Source organism: Pseudomonas fragariae (ex Marin et al. 2024), assembly GCF_059621105.1.
On the sequence record NZ_CM184369.1, the window covers coordinates 472,212 to 497,910 of the forward strand.

Genomic DNA, 25,699 nt, shown 5'->3' on the forward strand with positions numbered 1-25,699 from the left:
AGTGACGACAGCGCTGCAAGATTCATGCGTGTGGCCCTTCAGCATTGGCTGGCGAATGAAGCGCTTTACGCGGGCTGGCCCAGGGCGCCAGCAGGAAGCTGAACGCCAGCCCCAGACTGACCGACAGGCCGAAGTTGCTGATCGCCGGGGTGCTGGAAACGGCCAGCAGCCCGAACGACAGCCAGGTGGTGAGCGCCGCCAGCAGCGTGCCCAGCAGGCTGACCGCCGCGCCGCCTATCTGCTCGCGCATCAGGATGGCGTAATCGACGCTGATCGCCGTGACCAGCAGCAGGCCGAACAGGCTGAACAGGGTCAGCGGCTGACCGAGCCAGCCCAGGCTTGCGAGGCTGCACAGGGCCGCCAGCAGCGGCAGGGCGACGATGCGCAACGCACCACCGAAGCCAAACGGAGTGATCAGCAGCAGGACGATCAGTACACACGACGCCAGCTTCAATTCCGCTGCACTGATCTGTGTGTGGGCAAACACCTCGTTGAGCTCACCCAGGCGGTCGACCAGTTGCACGCCCTCCAGCCCGATGGCCTGCACGCGCAGCAACGCCATGCTGTTCATGCCGCGCAGGCTGACGATGCTGGCGACACCTTGATCGCCATTGTCATCGCGGGTCGGTCCCAGCCAGAGCGTGCGCCACGGCTCGCTCAGCGGGCCTTGAAGCGCTTGATCGACGTCTTGCGTCGGCAGTACCTGCAATTGGGCCAGTTCAGCCTTCAAGGCGCTGGCCGGAACGCCAAGTTGCACCAGCGGTGCCCAGTATTGCGGCAATTTGCCCAGTGCATCGCGGGTGGCCTGTTGTTCGGCAGGCGAATCGAGCAACTGGTTGAGCGCCATGTAGCCTTGCAGCTTGTCCATGCTGACCAGTTGGTCGAGCCGTTGGGTCAGTTCGGACTGCCGATCCAGCAATTGCTGCTGGTCCTTGCCGCGCACCAGAAAGAACTGGCTGGTGGGTTGATAACCGGTGATCCGTGCGATGGCCTGGGCTTCATCGGTCAACGTCTGAGGCGCTGCCACCCACTGGCGGATATCGTTCTTGGTGGTCAGGTGCCAGAGCCCGCCGCCACAGAAGGCCAACAGCAGCACCAGCAGAATCGGTGTGCTGATGCGCAGCAACAAGGCGGCGCGGCAATCGAGCATCAATTGCGCCAGTTTCAGCGGCCACTGGGCAGGGCTGATCTCGACATTGGCGAGCAGCGCGGGCAGCAGGCACACCGCCGTCAGGTAGGCGCCGATCAGGCCGGCCGCCGAGAACACCGCAATTTGCGTGAGTGCCGGGAACGGCGTCCAGGCCAGCGCCAGGTAGCCGATGCAACTGGTGATCAGGCTCAGGCTCAGGCCCGGCAGGGTCAGGCGCAAGGCGGGCCAGCTGCGCCAGGGCTTGAGGCTCCAGCTCTTGGACAGGTAATGCAGCGGGTAATCCACCGCGACGCCGATCAGGCTGGAGCCCAGCACCAGTGTCATGACGTGCATGCTGCCGAATAGCGCGACGCAGGCCACCGCGCCGAACAGCATGCCGACCACCACCGGCACGAATGCCAGCAGCACGCTCCAGCGGCGGAAGGCGAGCAACAGCAACAACAGGATACCGACCGTTGCGCCACCGCCGACCCAGGTGATTTCCCGGCTGGCCTGCTTCTGCCCGTCGGCAGCGTAAAGCAGCCCGCTGGCGGCGAGTAATTGACCACCTGCCTGACTGGCCTGCACCCGCGCTTGCGCCAGCAGGTCGGCAACCTGGCCGGGCAGGTGCATATCGAAGGCATCGGTTCGGGTTCGTGAACGCAGCAGTACCCAGCTTTTACCCTCGGCGCTGGCCACCAGCGCGCCACTGGCCAGGTCCGCCTCGACCGAGCCCTGCTTCGGCAGGCCGTTCTGGATACGTCCGGTCAGCCCCAGCCAGTCATCCTGACCAGGCACCAGGCTGAACCCGGCAAACGGGTCGAACAGCGTCTGTACGCGCTGTTCGATGAAGGTTTTCGGGTCGTCGATCAGCAGTGTGCGGTCCGCTGTCGGCAACATGGCGATGCGCCCTTGCAGCAACTGGGTGCGCAACGCGGGCAGGTCGGCCTGCAGCGACCACTGGACCTTCTCAAACAGGCCGGTCGACTGCCATTGTTCAGCCAGGTTGCGCGCCAGTTCGACGGCCTTCTGCCGATCGCTGTGGCCCACCAGCACCAGCATTTCGCGGTTGAGCGGTTCCTGCATGCGCTTTTCGGCGCTCACCACCAGTTCGTCGTTATCGGTGCCCGGCACCAGCTCCATCAGGTTGGCCGACAGCGGCGAGCGGTCGTGCCACTGCCAGCCAGCCAGCGCCAATACGCCCGCCAGAATCAGCAGGAACAGTCGCGGCAACAGCCGCTCAGTCTTTGAAGTCATTACGCTGCGCATCGGTCAGGGTCGTGGCACTGCTGCTGTCGATCATTTTCAGGACCGTGCTGTCGCCCTGGGTTTCCAGCAGCTCGATACGCTGCACCAGTTCGCCGCCGTCGATGTTGATCTGCTTGAACACTTGTTGCAGCAGCATCGAGCGTGGCGTCAGGGTGAGGTGCCAGGCAGTCGCTTCGCCCTTGAGCTGCAAGTCGAAATCCCGTTGCAGGCCGCTGCTGTCGCCTTGCAGGACCGCCAGAAACAGACGGTTCTGCTCGGCGCCGGCGTTCTTGTTCGGCACCGGCTTCCAGGTGCTGACATTGCCAGCGGTTTCACGACGGGCAATACCGTCGGCATTGATGCGGTAATCCTGCTTGAGCGGTGTTTCCAGCAGCCAGAGCAGCCCGAAATCCCTGGCGAGCACGAAGCGGCCCTTGCTGAGCAGCGGTTGCGGCAGGGCGCGCAGGTGTTTTTCCTGAACGAAACGACCCTGCACCACGGCAGGTTTGGCGAGCTGGTCGCTCAGTTGTTGCAGGTCGAAAGCCTGCGCCAGGGACGAAAGGCACAGCAGACCCAGCAGAATCAAGGTGCGAAGCGGGCGGTTCATGGCGAGGCGCTCTCTATTGTGCTCTCAAGGGCATTTTTCACGGCATCGATGAACACTTGCGGCGAAGCCAGTTGCATTTCCCGGCTCTGGCTGTCGACGGCGACCTGCACAGTACTGGCGCGGGTCAGGCGCTCACCGGTGTGTGCATCGGTGATCAGGTAATTGATTTTCAAGCGGTTCTCCCACTCCACCAGACTGGCGCGCACGTTCAGTGTCTGACCGAACACGGCGCTGCGCACATAGCGCAATTGCAGATCGATCACCGGCCAACCATAACCGGATTCGAGCATCTGCATGTAGTTATGGCCGATATGATCGAGCAACGCGCAACGCGCCACTTCGAGGTACTTCACGTAGTGCCCGTGCCAGACGATGTTCATCATGTCGACGTCGAAAAACGGCACGACGATTTCAGTGTCGATGTGCAGAAAACCCTTACTGCGCATGTAACCTCCTGTGGCGACCCGCGCTGATTTTACAACGCAGCCCCCGATCGCCGAGCGCGATCAGCTCATGAGCCCGATTCATCGGCAGACTTCCAGAATGGGTAGAAATTGAACCACTGCTGCGGCGCTTCCAGGCAATAGTGACCAAGACGCTCGGCATAACGCGTGGCCCACTGCTCGATGACCTGAGCGCGGTCGCTGCGCCGCCACTCGATGGCGTCGGCGAACGGTTCGAGAATCACTCGGTAGCCTTTCGCACCTTTGAGGCAGAAGAACAGGTTGACCGGGCACTTGAGCAGCCCGGCCAGCAGCCAGGGGCCTTGCGGGAAGTTGGCCGGCTTACCGAGAAAGTCGACCCGCACATTGCGCCCGCCGTGCAGCGCGACGCGGTCACCGGCGATGGCCAGCCACTCGCCTTCGTCCAGGCGCTGGCTGAGCTGCAGCATGATGGCCGGATCCAGCTCGCTGACCTGAATCAGGCGCAGATGGGTCGCGCCGGCTTCGCCGAGCAGGCGATTGAAACGTTCGGCGTGCTTGGTGTGCACCAGCACGTTCATGGTGACCTTTTCGCCGAGTTCGGCCAGCGCACGGCACACTTCAAGGTTGCCCAGGTGCGCACCGACCAGCATCTGTCCGCGTTGGCCACGCAGGTTCTGGCGCAGCAGGGCCTGGTCGACGATCTCGATCTGATCGATACCCAGCCTGCCGTTCCACACGTCGAGCTTGTCGAGCAAGGCATCGGCGAATGCCATGAACTGCCCGAACACCCGGCGCTGGCCGGGCCGCAGTTCGGGCTTGCCGCTCCAGTCGGCCAGGTGCTGCTGGTATTGCCAGATGCTGTGCCGGGCACGTCGGCCGAAGACAAAGAAATACAGAACGATGCCATACAGCACCGGGCTGAGCAGGCGCCGGCCGAGTACCCGCATGCCCCAGGCGGTGAGCTTCATGAGCATGAAACTGCCGCGCTCCTGATGACTGGCCCAATGCTCCCTGGGCGACTTATCGATGCTCATGGCCGCCACCGTCGCCACAGGATCATGGGCAGGCGTACCAGCATGCCGAAGAACAGTTTGGCGTGCATTTTCGAAATCAGAGCGTTGTCGTGAAACAGGCGGAAATGCGACAGGCCGTCCTGCGGGTAGTGAACCCGTGTCGGCAGCCAGCGCATCGGCTGGCCGCGCCAGGACAGGCGCACGAGAATTTCCGAGTCGAAATCCATGCGCCTGCCGATCTGCACGCGGTCGATCAGCGCCACCACCGGCGCCAGCGGATAAAGGCGAAAGCCGCACATGGAGTCGCGAATGTGCAACGACAGGGTATTGATCCACACCCAGACGTGGGTCAGGTAGCGTGCATACAGACGGCCTTTGGGCACGCTCTCGTCAAACTGCGGATAGCCGCAGATCAGCGCATCCGGGTGCTGGCGTGACTGCTCCAGAAACAGCGGGATATCACTCAGATCATGCTGGCCATCGGCATCGACCTGCAACGCATGGCTGAAACCCAGCCGGAGCGCCTCGCGGAACCCCGCCATCACCGCGCCGCCCTTGCCCTGATTGACCGGCAGGCGCAGCAGGTAGATAGCCTCGCCCTGTGCCAACTGCTTTAACACGGCGGCGCAGGCCGGGCTGCTGGCATCGTCGACCAGGATGCACGGCAACCCGGCGTTGCGCACGGCCTTGACCACGGTGGGCACGGCCAGCTCGTGGTCAAACACCGGAATGATCACGCAAGGCTTATGCATGGTCGTCCTCCAGGAGGATCCGGCCACTGGAGCATGGCGCGTTGTCGGCGTTGCGAAAGGCGAAGTGCAGCTTGGAGCGTGCCGCATCGAAGCGCAGTGTCAGCGTGAGACGGTCGCCGGGGCGCACCAGCTGCTGGAATTTGAGCACCTCCATGCCGGCGAATCCGCATGGCAGGTCGAGCAGGCGCTGGCCCAGACTGATCACCCAGTCGACCTGCACCACGCCCGGCAAAATCGGCGCCTTGGGAAAGTGGCCGCTGAAAAACGCCAGATCGGGCGGGACACTCAATTGCAGGTGCAGCTCGCCTTCGACGTTCTGTTGCTCAAGCACTTCCGGTTGTTTCGAGCGTGGCGCCAGCAGCAGCGCCTCGACGTCTGCTTGAGGCAGCTTGCCCTGGGCGTTGAGCGGCATCTGCCGCAGCAGCCGCCAGCGACGCGGCAGGGCGATGGTTTCGCAATGCGGCTGCAGGTGCTGTCGCAAGGCTTCGGTGAGCGCCCGACGGCCCTGATTGCGCAGGGCCAGCAAGCCCGCGTCGCTCAGCACCAGCAGCGCGCCCAGCGAGGCACGGTTTGCCTGCACCACGCCAAGGCGCGCTTCACTCACCCATTCGTGAGCCGCGAGGGCCTGCTCGATCAGCGGCAAGGACACGCGCTTTTCTTCGAGTTTGACGATGCGGTCAAGCCTGCCCAGCAGTTCAAAGCGCCCATCTTCGCCGATCAGCGCCGCGTCGGCGGTCTGCTCGACATGGCCGGGCGGCAGATAGGGCGAGCTGATGCGCAGCGCACCTTGCGCATCCTGACTCAGCTCTACGCCGTCGAAGGCTTGCCAGCGCTGCCCGCCCTGACGCCAGGCGATGCCGCCGGTTTCCGAGCTGCCGAGAATTTCCGTCGGCCACTGACCGAGGCGTTGCTGCAGGCTCTGTGCGGCGTCGGCTGGCAATGCGCCGCCGGAAGAGAACACCCGGCGCACGGCCGCAAGACTGTGCCAGTCGAGATTGTCGCCCATGCGTTTGAGCAGCGCGGGGCTGGCGACCCAGGCGAACGACGGGTATTCACGGCTGGAGCGTTGCAGGTCTTCGGCGAACGGCAACTGACGGCGCACGAACGGGCGTGCCGCGCACAGCGGCCACAGCAAACGAAACAGCAGCCCGTAAATATGTTGCGTCGCCACGCTGCCGATCATGCATGCCGAGCCGAGCTCCGCGCCCCACAGCTGTTCCAGCCCGCAGACTTCGTTGGCCAGTTGCCGCAGGCATTTTTCGATCAGTTTGGGCTCGCCGCTGGAGCCTGAGGTGCACAGGCTCAGCCGGCATTGGTCGAGGTCCAGCTCTGCCGCCGGGAGGGGCGCGGCACGCAGATCGCTCAGCTGGGTGTCACCCGGCAGGTCGGTCAGCCACAGGTCGACCTGATTCGCCCAGCGCTCGCGGGTCTGGCCCTGCAAGTCGGCGGGCAGCAACACATGCACGTCCGCGCGCCAGGCCGCGAACAACGCAATGGCCAGGTCGGCGGCATCTTCGAGGTGCACTGCAAGGTGGGTGATGCCACGCGCTTGCAGCCCAGCGGCCACGCTGAGCGCCTGATCACGAAACTGCGCGTGGTCCAGGGTCGGGGCCAGCGTCAGCAGCCGGTCGGGCAGCGCATCGAGCAGCAGGTGTTCCAGGTTCAACCAGTTCATGCGATCCATTTCATTTGCCGCCCGCAGAGGGTGGGCGGACGATCCATTCGACAGCGAACAACACGCCCATCAGGCCGTAGGAAATCAGGCCGGTGTACAGCGTCCACCATGACAACGGTGCCCACAGCGTCAGGATGGCTGACGTGAGGCCGTTGACGAGAAAGAACAGGCACCAAATCTGCGTGACTTTACGGGTGTAGCGAATACCGGCCTCAGGCAGATCGGGGCGGTTCAGGCGCGCCATCTTTTCCACGATCGGCGGGCCGTAGACAAGGCTTGAACCGAACAGACCGAGCATGAAGGTGCTGACCAGTACCGGATACCAGCGCAGCATCATGTGACTGTCGAGGGCGCCGAGCACCACGCAAAAGATCAGCGCGACAATCGCCATCGCCAGGCTGCCTTGCCTGCGCTCTCCGGTCAGGGCGCGCGCCAGCCACAGGCTGCCGAGCAGCAGCGCGAACTGCCAGGGGGCGAAATGCTCGGTCCCCCAATAGACGGCGAATGGATACAGCACGCCGGCCAGCACCAGAATCAGGCCAATCAGCCGCTTCATTCGGCGGTATTGACCAGTTTGTACACGGCTTCTACCACGTCCTTCACGGTTCTCACCGACTTGAACTCTTCAGCCGCAATCTTCTTGCCGGTCTTGCGTTTGATGTGATCGATCAGGTCCACGGCATCGATACTGTCGATCTCCAGGTCCTGATACAGGTTGGCTTCAAGCGTGACTCTCTCAGGCTCCAGTTCGAACAGTTCCACCATTGCGGCGCGCAGGATTTCGAAGATGTCTTCACGGGTTTGCATGTTCAATTCTCAGGCCGGTTGTCTGGCGCTGACGAAGGCCGCAAGGCTGTCGACGCTGGCGAAATGGTTACGGGTGTCCTTTGCATCGGCATCGATCCTGATGCCATAACGCTTCTGGATGGCCAGGCCCAATTCGAGTGCATCCACCGAGTCCAGTCCCAGTCCTTCGCCAAACAGCGTCATATCGTTGCCGATATCTTCCGGGGTGATGTCTTCGAGGCCCAGGGCATCGATGATCAACAATTTAATGTCCTGGTGCAGATCGCTCATCTGAGGCGAGCTCCTTGGTGAAATAGTCATGCAGGTAATCGTTGAGCTTGCGGGACGCCAGGGGCGGTGGGCCTAGCGCACTGAAGGCGGTTGGGTCTATATCGGCACCGACGCGCAAAGTGAAGTGCACGCGGCGTTGCGGAATGCGATACCAGGGCTCGGCCTTGGTCAGGGTGGTCGGCTGGACCTTGATCGTCACCGGGGTGATGACGCTCGCGCCACGCAGCGCAATGGCGGCCGCGCCGCGGTGAAAGACCGGCGGCTGACCTGGCTGGGTGCGCGTGCCTTCCGGGAAGATGATCAGTGTCTGGCCGCTTTGCAGGCGCTCTACGGCGGCGTCGAGCATGTCCATGCTGCCATCGTTGCTGATGTAACCGGTGGCGCGCACAGGGCCGCGGGTGAACGGGTTCTCCCACAGGCTGCGTTTGACGACGCAGTTGGCGTCCCGCACCAGCCCGATCAGGAACACCACATCGATCAGTGACGGGTGGTTGGCGATGATCATCTGTCCGGGGCGGCCAAGCTTTTCGGCGCCTTGCACGTCATAGGTCAGCACCCGCATGCGCGCCATGATGCGGATGAACAGCCAGAACAGGCGGCTGATGGTCCGCCGCGCGCGGCGTTGATGGCTGGCCACATTGCCAGGCAGGCAACCCAATACTGGAAAAACGAACAACCGCAGACACAAACCGCTCAACCCGAACAGGGCAAAGCTGATGCCTGTTGCCAACAGACGCCAGTAATAGGCGTCCCGACCTTTTTTCAGTGACTGCGTTGCCAGTTCCATAACCGGTTATTCCAAGGGTGCAGGCAGACGGATTGATCAGTGTGCAAGGCCCGCAGCAGGTTCAGGGCGTGAGGCCACTGAGTGCGCGTTGTGCCTTGCGTATCGGTGTTCAGAGACAGCTGCCACTCATTCCCCGGCGTCAGCAGCAAGCCGACCGCGTAGGGAAAGGGCACGTCATCAATCCATTGGGCATAGGCTTGCGGCGGCTGTTCTTCAGTCACCACAAGCAATACTGCTTCTGCTCCCTCGGCCAGCAATGCTGCGGCCTCGAATGCTCCATACTCCAGCCCGTCGCCTGTGGCGGCCAGGGCTGTCATCTCACTTGTTTCACCGCGCATGATCGACCACAGACCAATGACGGCGTTATGCACTGAAAGGCTGAACTGGGTCGGTGAAAGCGGCTCGCTGGCGGCCAGATCACGCAGGATTTCAAAGGTCCTCGGGGTTTCTCCGTGGCGCGAGACAAACACCAGCGGGACGCGCCCCAGCCCTTCAGTCAACGGCCAGCCGACAGCAAACGCCATTCTTGCCATACGGCCCAGGCGGCGGCGTTGCATGGCAGGAAGAAAAGACACGTCTGGCGCTGCGTCACTGGTTTCCAGCAACGTCGGATCGAGGCTCCATCTCTGCCAGTCTTCCGCGCTCGCCAGGCCCGGCGCCCAGGCTTGCCATCGTGCAATGTTGAAGGTGATCAAGGCTTCTCTTCCCGCCCCTGCGGGCTTGTTTCTCGCTACATCGATATCAGGTCGATATCAGCCTGGGTGCGGTAATTGACCGAGTGCGCGCATTATCCCGATGGTGCTCATTACTAGCAAATTTGTTACATAAAAACCGTTTACAGGCGTGTATTTTAAGGTTGAAGTCGTTTTTCTGTATGACAACCGGCTGACAACTGTTTTTGCGTTAAGCTCACCGTTGTCATATGCGCTGTCTAGACTCGACCTCCTCTTACGGTCGTTATCGGCCACTGCTGCTGTTTCTTCATCTTTCAAGGAATCCAAAGCATGCGTCGCGTGGTATTCAATCAGAAGGGCGGTGTCGGCAAATCGAGCATCGCCTGCAATCTGGCTGCAGTCAGCGCTCACGAAGGCTATCGGACGTTATTGATCGATCTCGATGCCCAGGCCAATTCGACTCAGTACCTCACCGGCCTCACCGGCCAGGACATCCCGATGGGGATCGCCGAGTTCTTCAAGAACACGCTGTCCGGCTCACCGGTCGCCAAGAAGAACCATGTCGATATCTACGAAACACCGTTCGACAACCTGCATGTGGTCACGGCGACCGCAGAGCTTGCTGACCTGCAGCCCAAGCTTGAGGCCAAGCACAAGATCAACAAGCTGCGCAAACTGCTCGACGAGTTGAGCGAAGATTACGAGCGTATCTACCTGGATACGCCTCCCGCGCTGAATTTTTATGCAGTTTCGGCGTTGATCGCGTCCGATCGGGTGCTGATCCCTTTCGACTGCGACAGTTTCTCGCGACAGGCGCTGTACGGGCTGATGCGCGAGATCGAGGAGTTGAAAGAGGACCACAACGAAGGTCTTCAGGTGGAAGGCATCATCGTCAACCAGTTCCAGCCCAGGGCCAGCCTGCCGCAGCAGATGCTCGACGAACTGATTGCCGAAGGCTTGCCGGTGCTGCCGGTCTACCTCAACGCCTCGGTAAAAATGCGCGAGTCGCATCAGGCCAACCTGCCGCTGATCCACCTCGACCCACGGCACAAACTGACCCAGCAGTTCATGGAACTGCATCACCTGCTCGAGACCAACGCCCATCCGTGATGGGCCACCGCGAGAGCAATCGTCATACGCAAGTCCGCTCTTGATTCTGGCCGAAGGCCGCAGGAGCGACCGGGGCGGCGACCCGCTTTGTTCGCGAAGGCTCGTCATGCAGAAGTCCGCTCTGGATTCTGGCCGAAGGCCGTAGGAGCGACCGGGGCGGCGATCCGCCTTGTTCGCGAAGGCTATATTCCTGACGCAGAAAATCCATCGACTATGACGCCCTCTTCGCGGACAAGTCCGCTCCTACAGGGCATCGCAAACACCCGTAGGAGCGACCGGGGCGGCGATCCGCCTTGTTCGCGAAGGCTCGTCATGCAGAAGTCCGTTCTTGATTCTGGCCGAAGGCCGTAGGAGCGAACTTGTTCGCGAAGGCTATATTCCTGACGCAGAAAATCCATCGACTATGACGCCCTCTTCGCGGACAAGTCCGCTCCTACAGGGCACCGCAAACTCCCGGTTCGCTCCTAAGCCCTTTAACGGGCGTTCTACCGCGCAACTCTCGCTACGTCAGCGGCCTCAATACATCAGGCGTGAAGCTGCCGTCCTTCATCGAACGGGCCAGGTGTTCGGCATTGTGGCGGGCAGTGTTGGCCAGTTCTTCGGGGATGGTGATGGTCGCGTCCATGTCTGCCCGGACATGCTCCTGCGAGGTGGTCAGCGTATTGCTGCCGGTTGCGCAGCCACACTGCACCTCATGACCCTGCGTGGCGACCGCCACGAGTTCGTCGATGTAGGTGGGGTTGCCCTGGGCGATGAAGCCAATCTCCTTGCAGGCCGGGCACCACACCGGGTCTCCCATGCGCGCTACACGACGCCGCTCGATGACTTCGCTTGCCGATGCGGCCAGCACGAAGCCGCCGGTGGTGGTGAGATCGCCTTCCCTGACTATAAATGACATGGCGCTACTGCCTCTGGGTTACGGAAAACCTCAAGGCTAGGCGCAAACACGGATTCCGATAGCTCCCCTGGCCCTTTAAAGACCGGTCCTACGCAATTACCAGCCGGGCGTTTCGAGCTTGTTGCACGCGCGACGACGCGCCCGGCGACACGTCCGTTTCTCTATCGTTACTCCAGCCGTAATGATTCGACGCGTTGCTTGATTGATGCCCGACCGCTATCGCTCCAGGATGTGTAAAAACTACTGCGCTTGGCAATACTGCGTTAAAAACAGGCGAAAAATGCTCATTTAGAACACCTAGACTCCGCTTTTTCGCCTGTTTTTGCCTTGTCTTGCCTTCGCTCGTGACGTTTTTACACACCCTGGCTCCTAAGGTGGCCGACGACAGCAAAATCGTGGAGCGATCATGACAACAACAACTTCCCCCGACGCACGCTGGACACGTCGTCGCAGCGAGAAGCAGCGGCGTCTGGAGCAAGTGCGGGCGTTGGCCGATGGTGTGGTGTTGCCGACCGACAACATCGTCGCGGCGCTGGAGGCCTTGCTGGTTTCCGGTGATCGTGTGGTGCTTGAAGGCAACAACCAGAAGCAGGCGGACTTCCTCTCCCGCGCGCTGGCCAAAGTCGATCCGGGCAAGGTGCATGACCTGCACATGATCATGCCGAGCGTCGGCCGCGCCGAGCACCTGGACCTGTTCGAGCAGGGCATTGCGCGCAAGCTGGACTTCTCGTTCGCCGGTACGCAAAGCTTGCGCATCAGTCAGTTGCTGGAAGACGGCCTGCTGGAAATCGGTGCGATCCACACCTACATCGAACTCTATTCACGGCTGGTGGTGGACCTGATCCCCAACGTGGTGCTGGCGGCAGGCTTCATGGCCGACCGCGCCGGCAACATCTACACCGGACCCAGCACCGAAGACACCCCCGCACTCATCGAACCGGCGGCATTCAGCGACGGCATCGTCATTGTCCAGGTCAATCAACTGGTCGATGACGTCAGCGAGCTGCCGCGGGTAGACATCCCGGCCTCGTGGGTCGACTTCGTGGTGGTCGCCGACAAGCCGTTCTATATCGAACCGCTGTTCACCCGCGACCCGCGCCACATCAAGCCGGTGCATGTGTTGATGGCGATGATGGCGATTCGCGGCATCTACGAGAAACACAACGTCCAGTCGTTGAACCACGGCATCGGTTTCAATACCGCCGCCATTGAGCTGATTCTGCCGACCTACGGCGAGTCGCTGGGCCTGAAGGGCAAGATCTGCCGCAACTGGACACTCAATCCGCACCCGACGCTGATCCCGGCCATCGAAAGCGGCTGGGTCGAGAGCGTGCATTGTTTCGGCACCGAGCTGGGCATGGAAAATTACATCGCCGCCCGCCCGGATGTGTTCTTCACCGGACGCGACGGCTCGCTGCGTTCCAACCGCCAGCTCTGCCAACTGGCCGGGCAGTACGCGGTGGACCTGTTCATCGGTGCAACCTTGCAGGTCGATGGCGACGGACATTCCTCGACGGTAACCCGTGGTCGTCTGGCCGGCTTTGGTGGCGCGCCGAACATGGGCCACGACCCACGCGGCCGGCGTCATGCCACGCCCGCCTGGCTCGACATGCGTCAGCAGCACGATGACGGCCCGGCTGCCTACCTGGAGCGCGGCAAGAAACTGGTGGTGCAGATGGTCGAGACGTTCCAGGAGGGTGGCAAACCGACCTTCGTCGAAACCCTGGACGCCGTCGAGGTAGCGAAGAAAAGCGGCATGCCGCTGGCGCCGATCATGATCTACGGCGACGACGTGACCCACCTGCTGACCGAAGAAGGCATCGCCTACCTCTACAAGGCACGCAGCCTTGAGGAACGCCAGGCGATGATCGCGGCGGTGGCGGGCGTGACCGTGATCGGTTTGCGCCACAACCCCAAGGACACCGCGCGCATGCGCCGTGAAGGGCTGATCGCGTTGCCCGAAGACCTCGGGATCCGCCGCACCGATGCCAGCCGTGAACTGCTGGCCGCCAAGAGCATTGCCGACCTGGTTCAGTGGTCCGGTGGCCTCTACAACCCGCCCGCCAAATTCAGGAGCTGGTAATGAGCGCACTTCAATGGACACCGCAACCGGCTTCGCTGGCCGAGCGACTGGCCGATCTGGCGGTCGACGCCTTGATCGACGAAGCCGACCTGTCACCCAAACCGGCTCTGGTAGACCGGCGTGGCAGCGGTGCGCACACCGATCTGCATCTGGGGCTGATGCATTCCTCGGCGCTGTCGTTGTGGCCGACCTTCAAGTGGATGGCGGATGCCGCCACGCAGTTCGGTGTCGTGGGTCAGCCATTGCGTGAGGCATTGGGCAGGCTTGGCCGTGAAGGCGAAGCCACGATGCTGCGCACCACCAGCGGGGTGAATACGCATCGCGGCGCGATCTGGGCGCTGGGCCTGCTGGTGACCGCTGCCGCGCTGGATGCTCAGGAGTGTGCGCCCGAAGCCGTCTGCGCGCGCGCTGCCGCTCTGGCACGGATCAAGGACCGCCAGGTGCTCACGCAGAACAGCCACGGTGATCAGGTGGTTCGTCGTTACGGCGTCATGGGTGCCAGGGAGCAGGCGCAGCAAGGGTTCCCGGCGGTCAGGCTGTTTGCCTTGCCGCAACTGCAACGCAGCCGCGCGGCAGGCAGCGGTGAGCAGAACGCCCGGCTGGACGCGCTGCTGGCAATCATGACTACGCTGGACGACACCTGCGTGCTGCATCGCGCCGGCATCGAAGGGCTGAATGCCATGCAGCAAGGCGCGCAGCGCGTGCTGGACGCTGGAGGCAGCGCCAGTCTGGCCGGCCGCCGTGCACTGAACGCGCTGGATCAGCACCTGCTGGCCCTCAATGCTTCGCCCGGTGGCGCGGCGGATCTGCTGGCTGGCTGCCTGTTCATCGATGGCCTTGAGCCTGCGCTCGGCCTTGTTTCGAGGAGTGCCTGAAATGGAAACCCTGTCTTTTGAATTTCCTGCCGGACAGCCGCCCAAGGGCCGTGCGCTGGTGGGTGTGGTGGGCTCCGGTGATCTGGAAGTGCTGCTGGAGCCCGGTAAGCCGGGCACCTTGTCGATTCAGGTGGTGACGTCGGTCAACGGTGCCGCGCTGCGCTGGCAGCATCTGTTCGAACGCATGTTCGACGGCCAGACCCCGCCTGCGCTGAGCATCGATATTCATGACTTCGGCGCGACGCCCGGCGTTGTGCGTCTGCGCCTGGAGCAAGGCTTCGAGGAGATCGGTCATGACTGATAACGCACGGTTGCTGAATCAGCACAGTTTCATCGAACTGGGTGCCCGACAGCGCGCCCGTGCCTTGCTGGATGCCGGCAGTTTCCGCGAACTGCTCGGTCCGTTCGATCGGGTCATGTCGCCGTGGCTGGCCATGCAGGGCGTGGTGCCTCAGGCGGATGATGGCGTGGTGGTCGCTAAAGGCACTGTCGATGGTCGGCCAGTGGTCATCGCCGCCATCGAAGGTTCTTTTCAGGGTGGCAGCATGGGCGAAGTCGGCGGTGCGAAGATGGCCGGTGCGCTGGAACTGGCCGCCGAAGACAACCGCAACGGCATTCCTACCGCCGCGATCGTGCTGCTGGAAACCGGTGGCGTGCGTTTGCAGGAAGCCAATCTGGGCCTGGCCGCGATTGCCGAAATTCATGCCGCGATAGTCGACCTGCGTCAGTACCAGCCGGTGATCGGTGTGTTGGCAGGCAGCGTCGGCTGCTTTGGCGGGATGTCCATCGCCGCAGGGCTGTGCAGTTACCTGCTGGTGACTCAGGAAGCACGTCTGGGCCTGAACGGTCCGCAGGTGATCGAGCAGGAAGCCGGCATCGAAGAATACGACTCCCGCGACCGTCCGTTCATCTGGAGCCTGACCGGTGGCGAGCAACGCTTTGCCAGCGCTCTGGTGGATGGTTTTGCTGCCGATGATGTCGCCGATGTGCGCCAGCAGGTCAGCGGCTGGCTCAAGCAGGGCGTGCCCGACACGCATCGCAGCAGTCAGTACCCACTGTTCCTGCAACGCTTGGCCAGCCTCGACACTGAACCGCAAATCGATCCGCAAAGCGTGCGCACCCTCTATCAAGGAGCCCGGTCATGAGTCATTCACAACGGGGTTTGAACTGGTTCAACGCCTTGAGCGCAGGTGCCCGTGAAGTCACTGGCCTGCCTGCCTCACTCAAGGTGGCGGATGGCGTACTGGGCGAACAGCCGGTGCGCTTTCTGGCCGTGATTGCCGATACCGACAACCGCTTTCCCCGGGCGCGTCAGGGCGAAGTCGGCCTGCTGGAAGGCTGGGGCCTGGCCAAAGCGGTGGACGAGGCTATCGAGCAGGATCGCGACCGCGCCGAAAAGCGCGCACTGATTGCCATCGTCGACGTCCCGAGCCAGGCCTACGGGCGTCGCGAGGAAGCGCTCGGTATCCATCAGGCACTGGCCGGGGCTGTGGACAGTTATGCGCGAGCACGTCTGGCCGGGCATCCGGTGATCGGCCTGTTGGTCGGCAAAGCGATGTCCGGCGCATTTCTGGCCCACGGCTATCAGGCCAATCGATTGATCGCGCTGCGTGATCCCGGCGTGATGGTGCATGCGATGGGCAAGGCCTCGGCAGCCCGCGTAACCCTGCGCAGCGTCGAGGATCTGGAAAAGCTCGCCGCCAGCATTCCGCCGATGGCTTACGACATTGACAGCTACGCCAGCCTCGGCCTGCTGTGGGAAACCCTGACGGTCAAGCAGATCGAACAGCCCGCTGCGGATGACCTGGTTCAGGTGCGCAACGTGCTGAGCAGTGCGATCAAGGACGTACAGGCCCGCGGCGTCGATCTGAGCAGCCGCCTCGGCGCGAGCAACCGTGCGGCGTCGGTCAATGTGCGCCAGTTGCTGCGGGCGCAATGGTGATCAGCAACACGGGTGCAGTGCTGCCCCATGATTTGTTGTGGGGCATGCCGCTGACTGCGTTGCCGGACGATGCGCCCCAATGGGCGGTCGAGGCCGTGCTGGCCGGGCAACCGGTGGTGGTTCGGCGCCAGGCAATGCCCGCCGGGCAGGTGGCGGTGGGGTTGCGCGGTCGCGGTCGGGAGCAGCGCTATGCCGCGAGTATGCCGTTGGCCGACGTCTGCCGAAGGGTCATGCCCGAGCAGTTGATCGACGCCCCGACCGAGATTCATCAGCAATGGCCGGCGTTGCAGGCGTTGCGCCAGATCCGTCCGGTCATGGAGGCGCTGGAGCTGGACTGGGGCGTCGGCGGCAGTGCCGGATTCGAGCTGGCCAGCGGTATTGCGGCGTTGCATCAGGACAGCGATCTGGACCTGATTCTGCGCACCCCCGGACGCTTGAATCGCCGCTGTGCCGCCGAGCTGGTCGAAGCGCTGGAAACCTCGGTCTGTCGGGTCGACGTCCAGCTGCAACTTGAGTCTGGTGCCGTGGCGCTGCGTGAGTGGGCGCGGCCAACGGGGCGGGTGCTGCTCAAGACCGCCACCGGCGCGCGGCTGGTTGCAGACCCGTGGCACCTGCGTCAGGTGTGCGCATGAGCAGCCTGTGGGTATTTCCCGGTCAGGGCGCGCAGCAAGCCGGCATGCTGCATCAGTTACCGGACGATGCCGTGGTGCGCGACTGCCTGCAGGAAGCCGCCGATGCGCTGGGTGAAGACGTGCTGGCGCTGGACACCGCCGAGGCACTGCAAGCCACGCGTGCCGTTCAGCTTTGCCTGCTGATCGCTGGCGTCGCATGCGCACGGGTGCTGCAGGCGCGTGATTGTGTGCCGGACTACCTGGCCGGGCTGTCCATCGGTGCTTATCCGGCAGCGGTGGTTTCGGGGGCGCTGGCCTTTGACGACGCCGTGCGCCTGGTCGCGTTGCGTGGCGAGCTGATGCAAAGCGCCTGGCCGCAGGGTTACGGCATGACCGCGCTCATCGGCCTGGACCAGACGCAGGTAGAAGCGCTGATCGGGCAGGTACACAGCGCGAATACACCGGTATTTCTCGCCAATATCAACGCCGACAACCAGATGGTGATCTCCGGCAGTGCCGAGGCGATGCATCAGGTCGGTCAGTTGGCCAAGGCTGCCGGAGCGGCAGCGGTCAAGCGTCTTGCGGTCAGCGTGCCGTCCCATTGCGCCTTGCTGGACGCTCCCGCGCAACAACTGGCCGAGGCCTTTTCAAGGGTCGCGCTGCAGGCACCCACGCTACGTTACCTCAGCGGCAGCACGGCGCGGCCGGTGCTGAGTGCCGAGAAGCTGCGTGACGACCTGGCCTTCAACATGTGCCGGGTCATCGACTGGCGCAGCACCGTGGAAACCGCCTGGGAGCGGGGCGTGCGCCTGCACATCGAATTGCCGCCCGGCAGTGTGCTGACCGGGCTGGCACGCAAAGTATTCCAGCAGGGCAGCGCGCTGGCTTTTCAGGCTGCGCGCCTGGACAGCCTGGTCGCGCTGTCGCGCGAGGAGGGTCGCCGCACCCCATAGAGCCGCCGTGCAGCTGCTACGAAGGACAAAAACAACAACTTCAGCAATGCAAACAGAGGAATAACAACAATGATTATCTACGGTGTTGCACTACTGGCCATCTGCACGCTTGCGGGCGTGATTCTCGGCGACATGCTCGGCGTTCTGCTGGGCGTGAAATCCAATGTGGGCGGGGTCGGGATCGCCATGATCCTGTTGATCTGCGCGCGCCTGTGGATGGAAAAACACGGCGGCATGAGCAAGGACTGCGAAATGGGCGTGGGTTTCTGGGGCGCGCTGTACATCCCGGTGGTGGTGGCGATGGCTGCGCAACAGAATGTCGTCACCGCGCTCAAAGGCGGGCCTGTTGCCGTTTTGGCCGCCGTCGGTTCGGTGGTGTTGTGTGCCTGCACCATTGCTTTGATCAGCCGTACCAACCGGGGCGAGCCATTGCCCAAGGAAGAGCCGCTGCTGACGCCTGAAATCGCCCCGGCCGGAGGTCGCTGATATGTGGGACCTCATCGAAAAGGGACTTGAACACAACGGCCTGATCACCGCCTTCGCCTTCGTCGGCATCATCATGTGGGTCTCGGTAGTGCTTTCCAGGCGCCTGACGTTCGGCCGGGTGCATGGTTCGGCCATTGCGATTGTCATCGGGCTGATTCTGGCCTGGGTCGGCGGCACCTTGACCGGCGGCCAGAAAGGGCTGGCCGATATCACGCTGTTCTCCGGCATCGGCCTGATGGGCGGGGCGATGCTGCGTGACTTTGCCATCGTGGCCACCGCCTTCGAAGTGCAGGCCACCGAAGCGCGCAAGGCCGGGCTGATCGGGGTAATCGCCTTGCTACTGGGCACGATTCTGCCGTTTATCGTCGGCGCGAGCATTGCCTGGATGTTCGGCTATCGCGATGCAATCAGCATGACCACCATCGGTGCAGGGGCGGTGACCTACATTGTCGGCCCAGTGACCGGTGCTGCGCTGGGTGCCACCTCCGATGTAATGGCGCTGTCGATTGCCACCGGCCTGATCAAGGCGATTCTGGTGATGGTCGGCACGCCGATGGCGGCGCGCTGGATGGGGCTGGACAATCCGCGCTCGGCGATGGTTTTCGGTGGTCTGGCGGGGACTGTCAGCGGCGTTACCGCAGGGCTGGCGGCAACCGACCGGCGTCTGGTGCCCTACGGCGCGCTGACCGCCACGTTCCACACCGGTCTCGGCTGTCTGCTCGGGCCATCGGTGCTGTACTTCATCGTGCGCGCCATCGTCGGCTAGGCTCTGTACTAAAAGTGGCTGCGCTCGGTGATGCTTCGTTAAAAACAGGCTCGGATGCGAGTCCAATCGGAATGCTCATTTACAACACGTAGAGTCGAACGCGACCCCGGCCGTTCCTCGCCTGTTTTTGCCTCGCCTGACCTTCGCTCGCCGACTTTTCGTACAGAGCCTAGGTCAGGTGGTCTGTTCCAGCAGCCGGTGGGTGTACATCCGGCACTCGGCCAACAGCGCGAGCAGGTTGGGATCGCGCTGCTTGGACTTGAGAAAAACAATGCCGATGTGTTGCTGCATCCGGTAGCGGCTCTGCAACGGGATCAGGCGCACGCGGTTTTCATAGACCGCGGCGATTCTTCCCGGCAGCAGTGCATAGCCGACGCCGGAGCTGACCATGCTCAGCAGGGTGAAGATGTCATTGACCTGCATCGCCACCTTGGGCTCGAAACCGGCCTGCTGGAACACCCGGATCCCATCGCGGTGCGTGGCGAAGCCTTGGGTCAGGGTGATGAACGTCGCTTCGCGCAGGTCGCTCAGGTCCACTTCAGGGTGTTCGGCGAACGGTGAGTCGGTGGGGACGGCGAGAAAGATGTCGTCGGAAAACAGCGCCAGATGCTCGCAGTCCGGGTCATGGGTGCTTTCATCCAGCGACACCAGCATCGCATCGACTTCCATGTTCTTGAGCTTGTAGAGCAGGTCCATGTTCGAGCCCAGAATCAGGTCGATATTCAGCTCGCTACGGCGGATCTTCAGGCCCATGATCAGCTGCGGCACCGTCTTGACGGTCAGCGAGTACAACGCCCCCAGCCTGAACCGCGCCGCCGAGAAGCCTGCTGCCTGACGGGTCAGTTCCACCGTGGCGAGCACATCCTGGACCAGTTTCTGTGCACGTTCTTCCAGCACATACGCGCTTTCCAGCGGCGTCAGGTTGCGTCCCTCGTGCTTGAACAACGGGCAACGCAGCGCGCTTTCCAGCGAATGAATGGCGCGGTGCACGCTGACGTTACTGGTCTGCAACTCCTCCGCCGCCCGCGCCAGATTGCCGGTGCGCATGAAGGCCAGGAATATTTCCAGTTTCTTGAGCGTCAGTTCGTCATCGATCTGCATGTCGTGGCGCTTATGGTTAAGGTGCGCTGATTGTGCCCTGTAATGACAGATACGTTGCTCTTTGTTTCAATAACCGGGAGCGTCTGTCATCAGTATTTTCTCTAGGCGAGGGCAATAAGCGGATGTACTACGGAGAAAAATTCAACGCCTGGTCGCATCTGGTTGGCGCCGTACTGGCGGCCGTCGGTGCGATCTGGCTATTGGTCATGGCCAGCCTGCATGGCGATGTCTGGAAAGTGGTCAGCATGGCCATCTATGGTGTTTGTCTAGTGACGCTGTACAGCGTCTCGACGGTCTACCACAGCGTCAAGGGACGCTCGAAATCGATCATGCAGAAGGTCGACCACTTTTCGATCTACCTGATGATTGCCGGCAGCTACACCCCGTTCTGTCTCGTGATATTGCGCGGCGCGTGGGGCTGGACCCTGTTCGGCATTGTCTGGGGGCTGGCGCTGATCGGCATCCTGCAAGAGATAAAACCGCGCTCCGAAGCGCGAATCATGTCCATCGTGATTTACGCGGTGATGGGCTGGATCGTGCTGGTGGCCGTCAAGCCACTGCTGGCTGCGCTCGGTGTATCGGGTTTCATCTGGCTGGCCGGCGGCGGCGTGCTGTACACCGTCGGCATCCTGTTCTTCGCCTACGACCAGATCCGCCACTTTCACGGCATCTGGCACCTGTTCGTCATTGCCGGCAGTTTGATGCACTTTGTGGCGATTTGTTTTTATGTGCTGTGAAAGTGGCCAGGTTCAGGCCTCAATGGCTGTGTAAATGCAAATCCTTGTGGGAGCGAGCCGGTGTCTGACTCTGAGCGTGCAGCGCGTTTGAGGACGCATCAAATGATCAAAAATCGCCCCACAGCTGTTGTGCCACGCTGAGCGCGACCACGGGAGCGGTTTCAGTGCGCAGCACGCGCGGGCCGAGGCGCGCGGCGTGGAAGCCGGCGTCTTGCGCCTGAGCGACTTCCGCATCGTTAAGACCGCCTTCCGGGCCAATCAGAAAGGCCAGGCTGGCGGGTTTGTCATGGCTGGTCAGGGGTTCGGCCACCGGGTGCAAGACCAGTTTCAGGTCGGCCTCGGTGTGCTTGATCCACTCGGCCAGCGGCATCGGCGCATGAATCACCGGCACCACGGAGCGACCACATTGCTCACAGGCGCTGATTGCGATCTGCTGCCAGTGCGCCTGACGCTTCTCGGCACGTTCGTCTTTCAGGCGCACCTCGCAGCGTTCGCTGACAATCGGCGTGATTTCGCTGACGCCCAGCTCGGTGGCCTTTTGAATCGCCCAGTCCATCCGCTCGCCGCGCGACAGGCCCTGACCGAGATGAATGCGCAGGCCTGACTCCACCTGGCCCGCGAAGCTTTCGGTGAGCTGCACATGCACGCGCTTCTTGCCGACTTCCAGCAAGGTGCCGCGAAACTCCTGGCCCGACCCGTCGAACAGTTGCAGCGCGTCACCTTCGGTCATGCGCAGCACGCGGCTGATGTAATGCGCCTGGGCCTCAGGCAGTTCATGCTCGCCCAGACTCAGCGGCGTTTCAGTAAAAAAGCGCGACAGTCTCATGGTGTGTCTCGGTTCCGGTGTTCATTCTGTGAGGGTGTCGTCACCCGGCTCGCTCCCGCATGTGCAGCCAGGCCCCTGTAGGAGCGGACTTGTCCGCGAAGGCGTCAGTCATGACGCCGCAATTTCAGCCCTTAACCCGGATCGCGAAAGTCCGGATGAAAGTTCTCGCGCACGGCAACACTGACACTGCTGCGCGTCGCGATATCAATGCCTTCGCTGGCTACCTCGGCGAGGAAGTCGATCTGCTCCGGCGTAATCACGTACGGCGGCAGGAAATACACCACACTGCCCAGCGGGCGCAGCAGTGCGCCACGTTCCAGCGCATGCTGGAAGACCTTCATGCCGCGGCGTTCCTGCCACGGGTAGGCGGTCTTGGTCGCCTTGTCCTGAACCATTTCGATGGCGATGGCCATGCCGGTCTGACGCACTTCCGCGACGTGCGGGTGATCGACCAGATGCGCAGTGGCCGTCGCCATGCGTTGCGCCAGGGCCTTGTTGTTCTCGATGACGTTGTCCTGCTCGAAGATATCCAGGGTCGCCAGCGCCGCCGCACAGGCCAGCGGGTTACCGGTGTAACTGTGCGAGTGCAGAAACGCACGCAGGGTCGGGTAGTCGTCGTAGAACGCGTCGTACACATCGTCGGTGGTCAGGCAGGCGGCCAGCGGCAGGTAGCCACCGGTCAGCGCCTTGGACAGGCACAGGAAGTCCGGACGAATGCCGGCCTGTTCGCAGGCGAACATGGTCCCGGTACGGCCGAAACCGACAGCGATTTCGTCGTGGATCAGGTGCACGCCATAGCGGTCGCAGGCGTCGCGCAGCAGCTTGAGGTAGATCGGGTGATACATGCGCATGCCGCCCGCGCCCTGGATCAGCGGCTCGACGATCACCGCTGCAACGCTGGCGTGGTGCTCGGCGAGGGTCTGCTCCATGGCGACGAACATGTTGCGCGAATGCTCTTCCCAGCTCATGCCGTCCGGGCGATGGTAGCAATCGGGGCTCGGCACCTTGATGGTATCGAGCAGCAGCGCCTTGTAGGTTTCGGTGAACAGCGGCACATCACCGACCGACATCGCCGCCATGGTCTCGCCGTGGTAGCTGTTGGTCAGGGTGACGAAGCGTTTCTTGTCCGGCTGGCCGCGATTGAGCCAGTAATGAAAGCTCATTTTCAGCGCGACTTCGATGCACGACGAGCCGTTATCGGCGTAGAAGCAGCGGGTCAGTCCGTCAGGCGTGAGTTTGACCAGCCGTTCGGACAGCTCGATCACTGGCTGATGGCTGAAACCGGCGAGGATCACGTGCTCCAGCTGGTCAACCTGATCCTTGATGCGCTGATTGATGCGCGGGTTGGCGTGTCCGAAAACGTTGACCCACCAGGAGCTGACAGCGTCCAGATAGCGCTTGCCCTCGAAGTCTTCAAGCCATACGCCTTCACCACCCTTGATCGGTATCAACGGCAGATTTTCGTGGTCTTTCATCTGGGTGCAGGGGTGCCACAGGACCTTCAGGTCACGTTGCATCCACTGGTCATTGAGGCCCATTTTCAATCTCCGGGTAGCGACTCGCCTGATGCGAGGACGAACAATCGCGCAAGCCTATGCAATGCCCGGCTGCGGAACAACCTTTGATGCAGTTTTAAAGGCCGATGGACATTGCTGGCGGCTATTTGATGGCTCGCGTATCCTGCGCAGCGAGTCGATGTGTCGGGCTGACTTGCCCTATCTTCCCTATGTTTTCTGGAGTTCGCCGAATGCTTTCTGGTTGGCTGCGCGCCTGTGCGCTGATAGTGGCAGGGTTGGTCAGCGTTTCGACGCTCGCCGATGAAAAACAACGAACCGCCATTGTCGTCGGTGGTGGTCTGGCAGGTTTGACTGCCGCCTATGAACTGCAGGCCAAAGGCTGGCAGGTGACGCTGCTGGAAGCCAAGCCGAGTCTGGGTGGCCGCTCCGGTCTGGCGACCAGCGAGTGGATCGGCAACACCAAGGCTCAGCCTGTGCTGAACCGCTACCTGGACAGCTTCAAGCTGCCTACTGTGCCTGCGCCTGAATTCGTGCGCACGCCCAGCTACCTGATCGACGGTGTGTACTACACCCAGGCTGACCTGGCTGTCAAACAGCCGGCGACCGCCGAAGCCATCAAGCGCTACAACGACACGCTGGATAACCTCGCGCGTTCGGTGGACGACCCGGAAAACCCGGCGTCCAACAGCACGCTGTTTGCGCTGGACCAGATCAACGTCGCCAACTGGCTGGACCGCCTGAACCTGCCTGTCACGGCGCGTCAGTTGATCAATCAGCAGATCCGTACCCGCTACGACGAGCCTTCGCGCCTGTCGCTGCTGTACCTCGCCCAGCAATCGCGGGTGTATCGCTCGGTCGACGAGCGTGACTTGCGTGCTGCACGTCTGCCCGGTGGCAGCGCGGTGCTGACCCAGGCGTTCGTCAAGCAACTCAAGACCGTCAAGACCAACTCGCCGGTGACGGCAGTCATTCAGGAAAAGGACAAGGTCACCGTCAAGGCTGGCGCGACCAGCTACACAGCCGACTACGCAGTCATGGCCGTGCCGTTGCGTTCGCTGGGCAAGATCCAGATGACGCCTGCACTGGACGCGCAGCACATGGGCGCGATCAAGAGCACCAACTACGGCTGGCGCGACCAGATCATGCTCAAGTTCAAGACCCCAGTCTGGGACAGCAAGGCGCGCATGTCCGGTGAAGTGTTCAGTAACACCGGTCTGGGCATGTTGTGGGTAGAGCCGGCGCTTAAAGGTGGCGCCAACGTGGTGATCAACCTGTCGGGCGACAACGCGCGCATCATGCAGGCCTTCGGTGACAAGCAGATGGTCGATCAGGTGTTGATCCGTCTGCATGCGTTCTACCCTGAAGCTCGCGGTGCGTACACCGGCTATGAAATCCGCCGCTACAGCGTCGATCCCTCCACTGGCGGTTCTTACCTGGCGTTCGGCCCCGGTCAGATCAGCAAGTACTGGCGTCTGTGGGAGCGGCCGATTCTGCGCGTAGCCTTTGCTGGCGAGCACACCGACACCTTGTACCCCGGCACCCTGGAAGGCGCCCTGCGCAGTGGTCAGCGTGCAGCCGGTCAGGTGCAGGATCTGGCCGCTGGCAAGTCGTTCGAACCGGTCAAGGTTGCGCCGCCGAAAGCTCCGGCCCCGGCTGCGCAGAAATCCGAAGGCAATTTCTTCAGCAATCTGTTCGGCGGTTCCTCCGACAAGCCGGCCGAACCTGCCAAGCCGCAGGCTGACAAGCCAGGCTTCTTCTCGCGCATATTCGGCGGTGGTGAGCAACCGGCGCCGGCACCTGCTCCGGTTGAGAAAGCGGTAGAGCCGGCTCCAGCGCCTGCACCGGCTGCCGCTCCGGCACCCGTGGTTGCGCCGGTTGTTCAGCCTGCCAAACCGCCGGTAAAAGCCGAGCCAGCGAAGAAGCCAGCGACCAAGGCTGAGCCTGCGAAGAAAGTGCAGAGCAAGGAAGCGGCCAGGAAAGAAGCGGCTAAAAAAGAGGCTGCGAAGAAGGAAGCGGCCAAAAAAGAGGCCGCGAAAAAGGCTCAGAGCAAACCGGCTCCAGCCAAGACCCCTGCTGACGCAGCGCCTGCAGACGCCAACAACTGACCAGCCGATGGCTGACTGAAAGGGATGCGGTTCATACCGCATCCCTTTTTTTATGCACGCTCGATTCGTTCTATCCCTGTGGGTTGACCTTGTCGGGCCTCGGCGTGCCGTTCATCGGCATCGAAACGCCGATGGTCATTGCAAAGTGTTACTGGCGGCCAATTATCGGGATGCTGCTGCAGCGAGGACAGCCTGACACCGCTGAACAGGGGTTCAGGTGTTGGGGAAAGCAACAGAATCGAAGTACGAGCTGCCCACCAGACCTATCGTATTGTTCGATACGTCCGAGCGAAATTTTGCGC

At 62.3% G+C, this 25,699-nt stretch carries 27 protein-coding genes and 1 pseudogene; 13 read left to right on the forward strand and 15 right to left on the reverse strand.

What is annotated here, in order from left to right; genetic code table 11:
• Positions 1 to 22: 22 nt before the first annotated feature.
• From AC54XV_RS02155 to AC54XV_RS02205, 11 genes are all read right to left on the reverse strand, one after another.
• Positions 23 to 2,386 carry an MMPL family transporter gene (locus tag AC54XV_RS02155; RefSeq protein WP_024660835.1) on the reverse strand — a complete coding sequence of 788 codons (2,364 nt, stop codon included), beginning with the start codon at positions 2,384 to 2,386 and terminating at the stop codon, positions 23 to 25.
• Positions 2,370 to 2,984, reverse strand: a complete 615-nt coding sequence (locus AC54XV_RS02160) for an outer membrane lipoprotein carrier protein LolA (protein ID WP_011266396.1) — start codon at positions 2,982 to 2,984, stop codon at positions 2,370 to 2,372. Before AC54XV_RS02160 ends, AC54XV_RS02155 begins: the two co-directional genes overlap by 17 nt.
• Positions 2,981 to 3,430, reverse strand: a complete 450-nt coding sequence (locus tag AC54XV_RS02165; protein WP_003316680.1) for an acyl-CoA thioesterase — start codon at positions 3,428 to 3,430, stop codon at positions 2,981 to 2,983. The genes AC54XV_RS02160 and AC54XV_RS02165 overlap by 4 nt, the downstream gene beginning before the upstream one ends.
• Before the next feature lie 65 nt (positions 3,431 to 3,495).
• Positions 3,496 to 4,443: a lysophospholipid acyltransferase family protein gene (locus AC54XV_RS02170; RefSeq protein WP_003402976.1), complete on the reverse strand. Its 948-nt coding sequence runs from the start codon at positions 4,441 to 4,443 to the stop codon at positions 3,496 to 3,498.
• The gene (locus tag AC54XV_RS02175; protein WP_024660834.1) at positions 4,440 to 5,174 is read right to left on the reverse strand and encodes a glycosyltransferase family 2 protein; all 735 of its coding nucleotides are present in this window, start codon (positions 5,172 to 5,174) and stop codon (positions 4,440 to 4,442) included. Before AC54XV_RS02175 ends, AC54XV_RS02170 begins: the two co-directional genes overlap by 4 nt.
• The gene (locus AC54XV_RS02180; protein WP_024660833.1) at positions 5,167 to 6,849 is read right to left on the reverse strand and encodes an acyl-CoA synthetase family protein; all 1,683 of its coding nucleotides are present in this window, start codon (positions 6,847 to 6,849) and stop codon (positions 5,167 to 5,169) included. The genes AC54XV_RS02175 and AC54XV_RS02180 overlap by 8 nt, the downstream gene beginning before the upstream one ends.
• Positions 6,850 to 6,859: 10 nt before the next feature.
• On the reverse strand, positions 6,860 to 7,405 hold the full coding sequence (locus tag AC54XV_RS02185) for a COG4648 family protein (RefSeq protein ID WP_011266400.1): 546 nt from the start codon (positions 7,403 to 7,405) through the stop codon (positions 6,860 to 6,862).
• Positions 7,402 to 7,656, reverse strand: a complete 255-nt coding sequence (locus AC54XV_RS02190) for an acyl carrier protein (RefSeq protein WP_011266401.1) — start codon at positions 7,654 to 7,656, stop codon at positions 7,402 to 7,404. The genes AC54XV_RS02185 and AC54XV_RS02190 overlap by 4 nt, the downstream gene beginning before the upstream one ends.
• 9 nt (positions 7,657 to 7,665) lie before the next feature.
• Positions 7,666 to 7,926, reverse strand: coding sequence for a phosphopantetheine-binding protein (locus AC54XV_RS02195; RefSeq protein ID WP_003316688.1), 261 nt, complete (start codon positions 7,924 to 7,926; stop codon positions 7,666 to 7,668).
• On the reverse strand, positions 7,901 to 8,713 hold the full coding sequence (locus AC54XV_RS02200; RefSeq protein ID WP_003402969.1) for a lysophospholipid acyltransferase family protein: 813 nt from the start codon (positions 8,711 to 8,713) through the stop codon (positions 7,901 to 7,903). Before AC54XV_RS02200 ends, AC54XV_RS02195 begins: the two co-directional genes overlap by 26 nt.
• Positions 8,689 to 9,408, reverse strand: a complete 720-nt coding sequence (locus AC54XV_RS02205) for a beta-ketoacyl synthase chain length factor (protein ID WP_024641099.1) — start codon at positions 9,406 to 9,408, stop codon at positions 8,689 to 8,691. Before AC54XV_RS02205 ends, AC54XV_RS02200 begins: the two co-directional genes overlap by 25 nt.
• Positions 9,409 to 9,717: 309 nt before the next feature.
• On the opposite strand from AC54XV_RS02205, the gene AC54XV_RS02210 reads away from it, so the two are divergent.
• Together AC54XV_RS02210 and AC54XV_RS02215 are read left to right on the forward strand one after the other, a co-directional pair.
• Positions 9,718 to 10,497, forward strand: coding sequence for a ParA family protein (locus AC54XV_RS02210; protein WP_011266403.1), 780 nt, complete (start codon positions 9,718 to 9,720; stop codon positions 10,495 to 10,497).
• Between the two features lie 168 nt (positions 10,498 to 10,665).
• Positions 10,666 to 10,951, forward strand: a pseudogene (locus AC54XV_RS02215) (hypothetical protein); the annotation flags it as partial.
• 48 nt (positions 10,952 to 10,999) lie between these two features.
• On the opposite strand, the gene AC54XV_RS02220 reads toward AC54XV_RS02215, so the two are convergent.
• Positions 11,000 to 11,395 carry a PAAR domain-containing protein gene (locus tag AC54XV_RS02220; RefSeq protein ID WP_024660832.1) on the reverse strand — a complete coding sequence of 132 codons (396 nt, stop codon included), beginning with the start codon at positions 11,393 to 11,395 and terminating at the stop codon, positions 11,000 to 11,002.
• Positions 11,396 to 11,801: 406 nt separating this feature from the next.
• Here AC54XV_RS02220 and mdcA point away from each other — a divergent pair, with 406 nt between their 5' ends.
• The 9 genes from mdcA (at position 11,802) to madM (ending at position 19,111) form a co-directional block, all read left to right on the forward strand.
• Positions 11,802 to 13,478, forward strand: a complete 1,677-nt coding sequence (gene mdcA / locus AC54XV_RS02225; RefSeq protein ID WP_003402963.1) for a malonate decarboxylase subunit alpha — start codon at positions 11,802 to 11,804, stop codon at positions 13,476 to 13,478.
• Entirely contained in the window at positions 13,478 to 14,353 is an 876-nt protein-coding gene (locus AC54XV_RS02230; RefSeq protein ID WP_024640822.1) for a triphosphoribosyl-dephospho-CoA synthase, read from the forward strand. The genes mdcA and AC54XV_RS02230 overlap by 1 nt, the downstream gene beginning before the upstream one ends.
• Before the next feature lies 1 nt (position 14,354).
• Positions 14,355 to 14,654, forward strand: a complete 300-nt coding sequence (locus AC54XV_RS02235; protein WP_003346322.1) for a malonate decarboxylase subunit delta — start codon at positions 14,355 to 14,357, stop codon at positions 14,652 to 14,654.
• Positions 14,647 to 15,498 (forward strand): biotin-independent malonate decarboxylase subunit beta, encoded by an 852-nt coding sequence (locus tag AC54XV_RS02240; RefSeq protein WP_024640821.1) that lies wholly within the window; start codon positions 14,647 to 14,649, stop codon positions 15,496 to 15,498. Before AC54XV_RS02235 ends, AC54XV_RS02240 begins: the two co-directional genes overlap by 8 nt.
• A complete protein-coding gene (mdcE, locus tag AC54XV_RS02245) occupies positions 15,495 to 16,295 on the forward strand; it encodes a biotin-independent malonate decarboxylase subunit gamma (RefSeq protein WP_003402951.1) in 801 nt (266 codons plus the stop codon). The genes AC54XV_RS02240 and mdcE overlap by 4 nt, the downstream gene beginning before the upstream one ends.
• Positions 16,289 to 16,927: a malonate decarboxylase holo-ACP synthase gene (locus AC54XV_RS02250; protein WP_024660831.1), complete on the forward strand. Its 639-nt coding sequence runs from the start codon at positions 16,289 to 16,291 to the stop codon at positions 16,925 to 16,927. The genes mdcE and AC54XV_RS02250 overlap by 7 nt, the downstream gene beginning before the upstream one ends.
• Positions 16,924 to 17,859: a malonate decarboxylase subunit epsilon gene (gene mdcH, locus AC54XV_RS02255; protein ID WP_024660830.1), complete on the forward strand. Its 936-nt coding sequence runs from the start codon at positions 16,924 to 16,926 to the stop codon at positions 17,857 to 17,859. The genes AC54XV_RS02250 and mdcH overlap by 4 nt, the downstream gene beginning before the upstream one ends.
• A 69-nt stretch (positions 17,860 to 17,928) precedes the next feature.
• Entirely contained in the window at positions 17,929 to 18,345 is a 417-nt protein-coding gene (gene madL, locus AC54XV_RS02260; RefSeq protein ID WP_003402948.1) for a malonate transporter subunit MadL, read from the forward strand.
• Position 18,346: 1 nt separating this feature from the next.
• On the forward strand, positions 18,347 to 19,111 hold the full coding sequence (madM, locus tag AC54XV_RS02265; protein ID WP_003402947.1) for a malonate transporter subunit MadM: 765 nt from the start codon (positions 18,347 to 18,349) through the stop codon (positions 19,109 to 19,111).
• A gap of 174 nt (positions 19,112 to 19,285) precedes the next feature.
• On the opposite strand, the gene AC54XV_RS02270 is transcribed toward madM, so the two are convergent.
• A complete protein-coding gene (locus AC54XV_RS02270; protein WP_024660828.1) occupies positions 19,286 to 20,212 on the reverse strand; it encodes a LysR family transcriptional regulator in 927 nt (308 codons plus the stop codon).
• Between the two features lie 122 nt (positions 20,213 to 20,334).
• Between AC54XV_RS02270 and trhA the strand changes: the two genes are divergently transcribed.
• Entirely contained in the window at positions 20,335 to 20,949 is a 615-nt protein-coding gene (gene trhA / locus AC54XV_RS02275; RefSeq protein WP_024660827.1) for a PAQR family membrane homeostasis protein TrhA, read from the forward strand.
• Between the two features lie 106 nt (positions 20,950 to 21,055).
• Here trhA and AC54XV_RS02280 read toward each other — a convergent pair whose 3' ends face one another.
• Together AC54XV_RS02280 and AC54XV_RS02285 are read right to left on the reverse strand one after the other, a co-directional pair.
• Positions 21,056 to 21,775 carry a 16S rRNA (uracil(1498)-N(3))-methyltransferase gene (locus AC54XV_RS02280; protein WP_003346339.1) on the reverse strand — a complete coding sequence of 240 codons (720 nt, stop codon included), beginning with the start codon at positions 21,773 to 21,775 and terminating at the stop codon, positions 21,056 to 21,058.
• A 131-nt stretch (positions 21,776 to 21,906) separates the two neighbouring features.
• Positions 21,907 to 23,313: an adenosylmethionine--8-amino-7-oxononanoate transaminase gene (locus tag AC54XV_RS02285; protein WP_240884177.1), complete on the reverse strand. Its 1,407-nt coding sequence runs from the start codon at positions 23,311 to 23,313 to the stop codon at positions 21,907 to 21,909.
• 209 nt (positions 23,314 to 23,522) lie between these two features.
• Here AC54XV_RS02285 and AC54XV_RS02290 point away from each other — a divergent pair, with 209 nt between their 5' ends.
• Positions 23,523 to 25,397 carry a flavin monoamine oxidase family protein gene (locus AC54XV_RS02290; RefSeq protein ID WP_058822075.1) on the forward strand — a complete coding sequence of 625 codons (1,875 nt, stop codon included), beginning with the start codon at positions 23,523 to 23,525 and terminating at the stop codon, positions 25,395 to 25,397.
• Positions 25,398 to 25,699: the final 302 nt, after the last annotated feature.

Bases quoted from the DNA above. Each gene is read 5' to 3' on its own strand.
- AC54XV_RS02155 (WP_024660835.1), bottom strand. From the start codon at position 2,386: ATGACTTCAAAGACTGAGCGGCTGTTGCCGCGACTGTTCCTGCTGATT.
- AC54XV_RS02160 (WP_011266396.1), bottom strand. From the start codon at position 2,984: ATGAACCGCCCGCTTCGCACCTTGATTCTGCTGGGTCTGCTGTGCCTT.
- AC54XV_RS02165 (WP_003316680.1), bottom strand. From the start codon at position 3,430: ATGCGCAGTAAGGGTTTTCTGCACATCGACACTGAAATCGTCGTGCCG.
- AC54XV_RS02170 (WP_003402976.1), bottom strand. From the start codon at position 4,443: ATGAGCATCGATAAGTCGCCCAGGGAGCATTGGGCCAGTCATCAGGAG.
- AC54XV_RS02175 (WP_024660834.1), bottom strand. From the start codon at position 5,174: ATGCATAAGCCTTGCGTGATCATTCCGGTGTTTGACCACGAGCTGGCC.
- AC54XV_RS02180 (WP_024660833.1), bottom strand. From the start codon at position 6,849: ATGAACTGGTTGAACCTGGAACACCTGCTGCTCGATGCGCTGCCCGAC.
- AC54XV_RS02185 (WP_011266400.1), bottom strand. From the start codon at position 7,405: ATGAAGCGGCTGATTGGCCTGATTCTGGTGCTGGCCGGCGTGCTGTAT.
- AC54XV_RS02190 (WP_011266401.1), bottom strand. From the start codon at position 7,656: ATGCAAACCCGTGAAGACATCTTCGAAATCCTGCGCGCCGCAATGGTG.
- AC54XV_RS02195 (WP_003316688.1), bottom strand. From the start codon at position 7,926: ATGAGCGATCTGCACCAGGACATTAAATTGTTGATCATCGATGCCCTG.
- AC54XV_RS02200 (WP_003402969.1), bottom strand. From the start codon at position 8,713: ATGGAACTGGCAACGCAGTCACTGAAAAAAGGTCGGGACGCCTATTAC.
- AC54XV_RS02210 (WP_011266403.1), top strand. From the start codon at position 9,718: ATGCGTCGCGTGGTATTCAATCAGAAGGGCGGTGTCGGCAAATCGAGC.
- AC54XV_RS02220 (WP_024660832.1), bottom strand. From the start codon at position 11,395: ATGTCATTTATAGTCAGGGAAGGCGATCTCACCACCACCGGCGGCTTC.
- mdcA (WP_003402963.1), top strand. From the start codon at position 11,802: ATGACAACAACAACTTCCCCCGACGCACGCTGGACACGTCGTCGCAGC.
- AC54XV_RS02230 (WP_024640822.1), top strand. From the start codon at position 13,478: ATGAGCGCACTTCAATGGACACCGCAACCGGCTTCGCTGGCCGAGCGA.
- AC54XV_RS02235 (WP_003346322.1), top strand. From the start codon at position 14,355: ATGGAAACCCTGTCTTTTGAATTTCCTGCCGGACAGCCGCCCAAGGGC.
- AC54XV_RS02240 (WP_024640821.1), top strand. From the start codon at position 14,647: ATGACTGATAACGCACGGTTGCTGAATCAGCACAGTTTCATCGAACTG.
- mdcE (WP_003402951.1), top strand. From the start codon at position 15,495: ATGAGTCATTCACAACGGGGTTTGAACTGGTTCAACGCCTTGAGCGCA.
- AC54XV_RS02250 (WP_024660831.1), top strand. From the start codon at position 16,289: ATGGTGATCAGCAACACGGGTGCAGTGCTGCCCCATGATTTGTTGTGG.
- mdcH (WP_024660830.1), top strand. From the start codon at position 16,924: ATGAGCAGCCTGTGGGTATTTCCCGGTCAGGGCGCGCAGCAAGCCGGC.
- madL (WP_003402948.1), top strand. From the start codon at position 17,929: ATGATTATCTACGGTGTTGCACTACTGGCCATCTGCACGCTTGCGGGC.
- madM (WP_003402947.1), top strand. From the start codon at position 18,347: ATGTGGGACCTCATCGAAAAGGGACTTGAACACAACGGCCTGATCACC.
- AC54XV_RS02270 (WP_024660828.1), bottom strand. From the start codon at position 20,212: ATGCAGATCGATGACGAACTGACGCTCAAGAAACTGGAAATATTCCTG.
- trhA (WP_024660827.1), top strand. From the start codon at position 20,335: ATGTACTACGGAGAAAAATTCAACGCCTGGTCGCATCTGGTTGGCGCC.
- AC54XV_RS02280 (WP_003346339.1), bottom strand. From the start codon at position 21,775: ATGAGACTGTCGCGCTTTTTTACTGAAACGCCGCTGAGTCTGGGCGAG.
- AC54XV_RS02285 (WP_240884177.1), bottom strand. From the start codon at position 23,313: ATGGGCCTCAATGACCAGTGGATGCAACGTGACCTGAAGGTCCTGTGG.
- AC54XV_RS02290 (WP_058822075.1), top strand. From the start codon at position 23,523: ATGCTTTCTGGTTGGCTGCGCGCCTGTGCGCTGATAGTGGCAGGGTTG.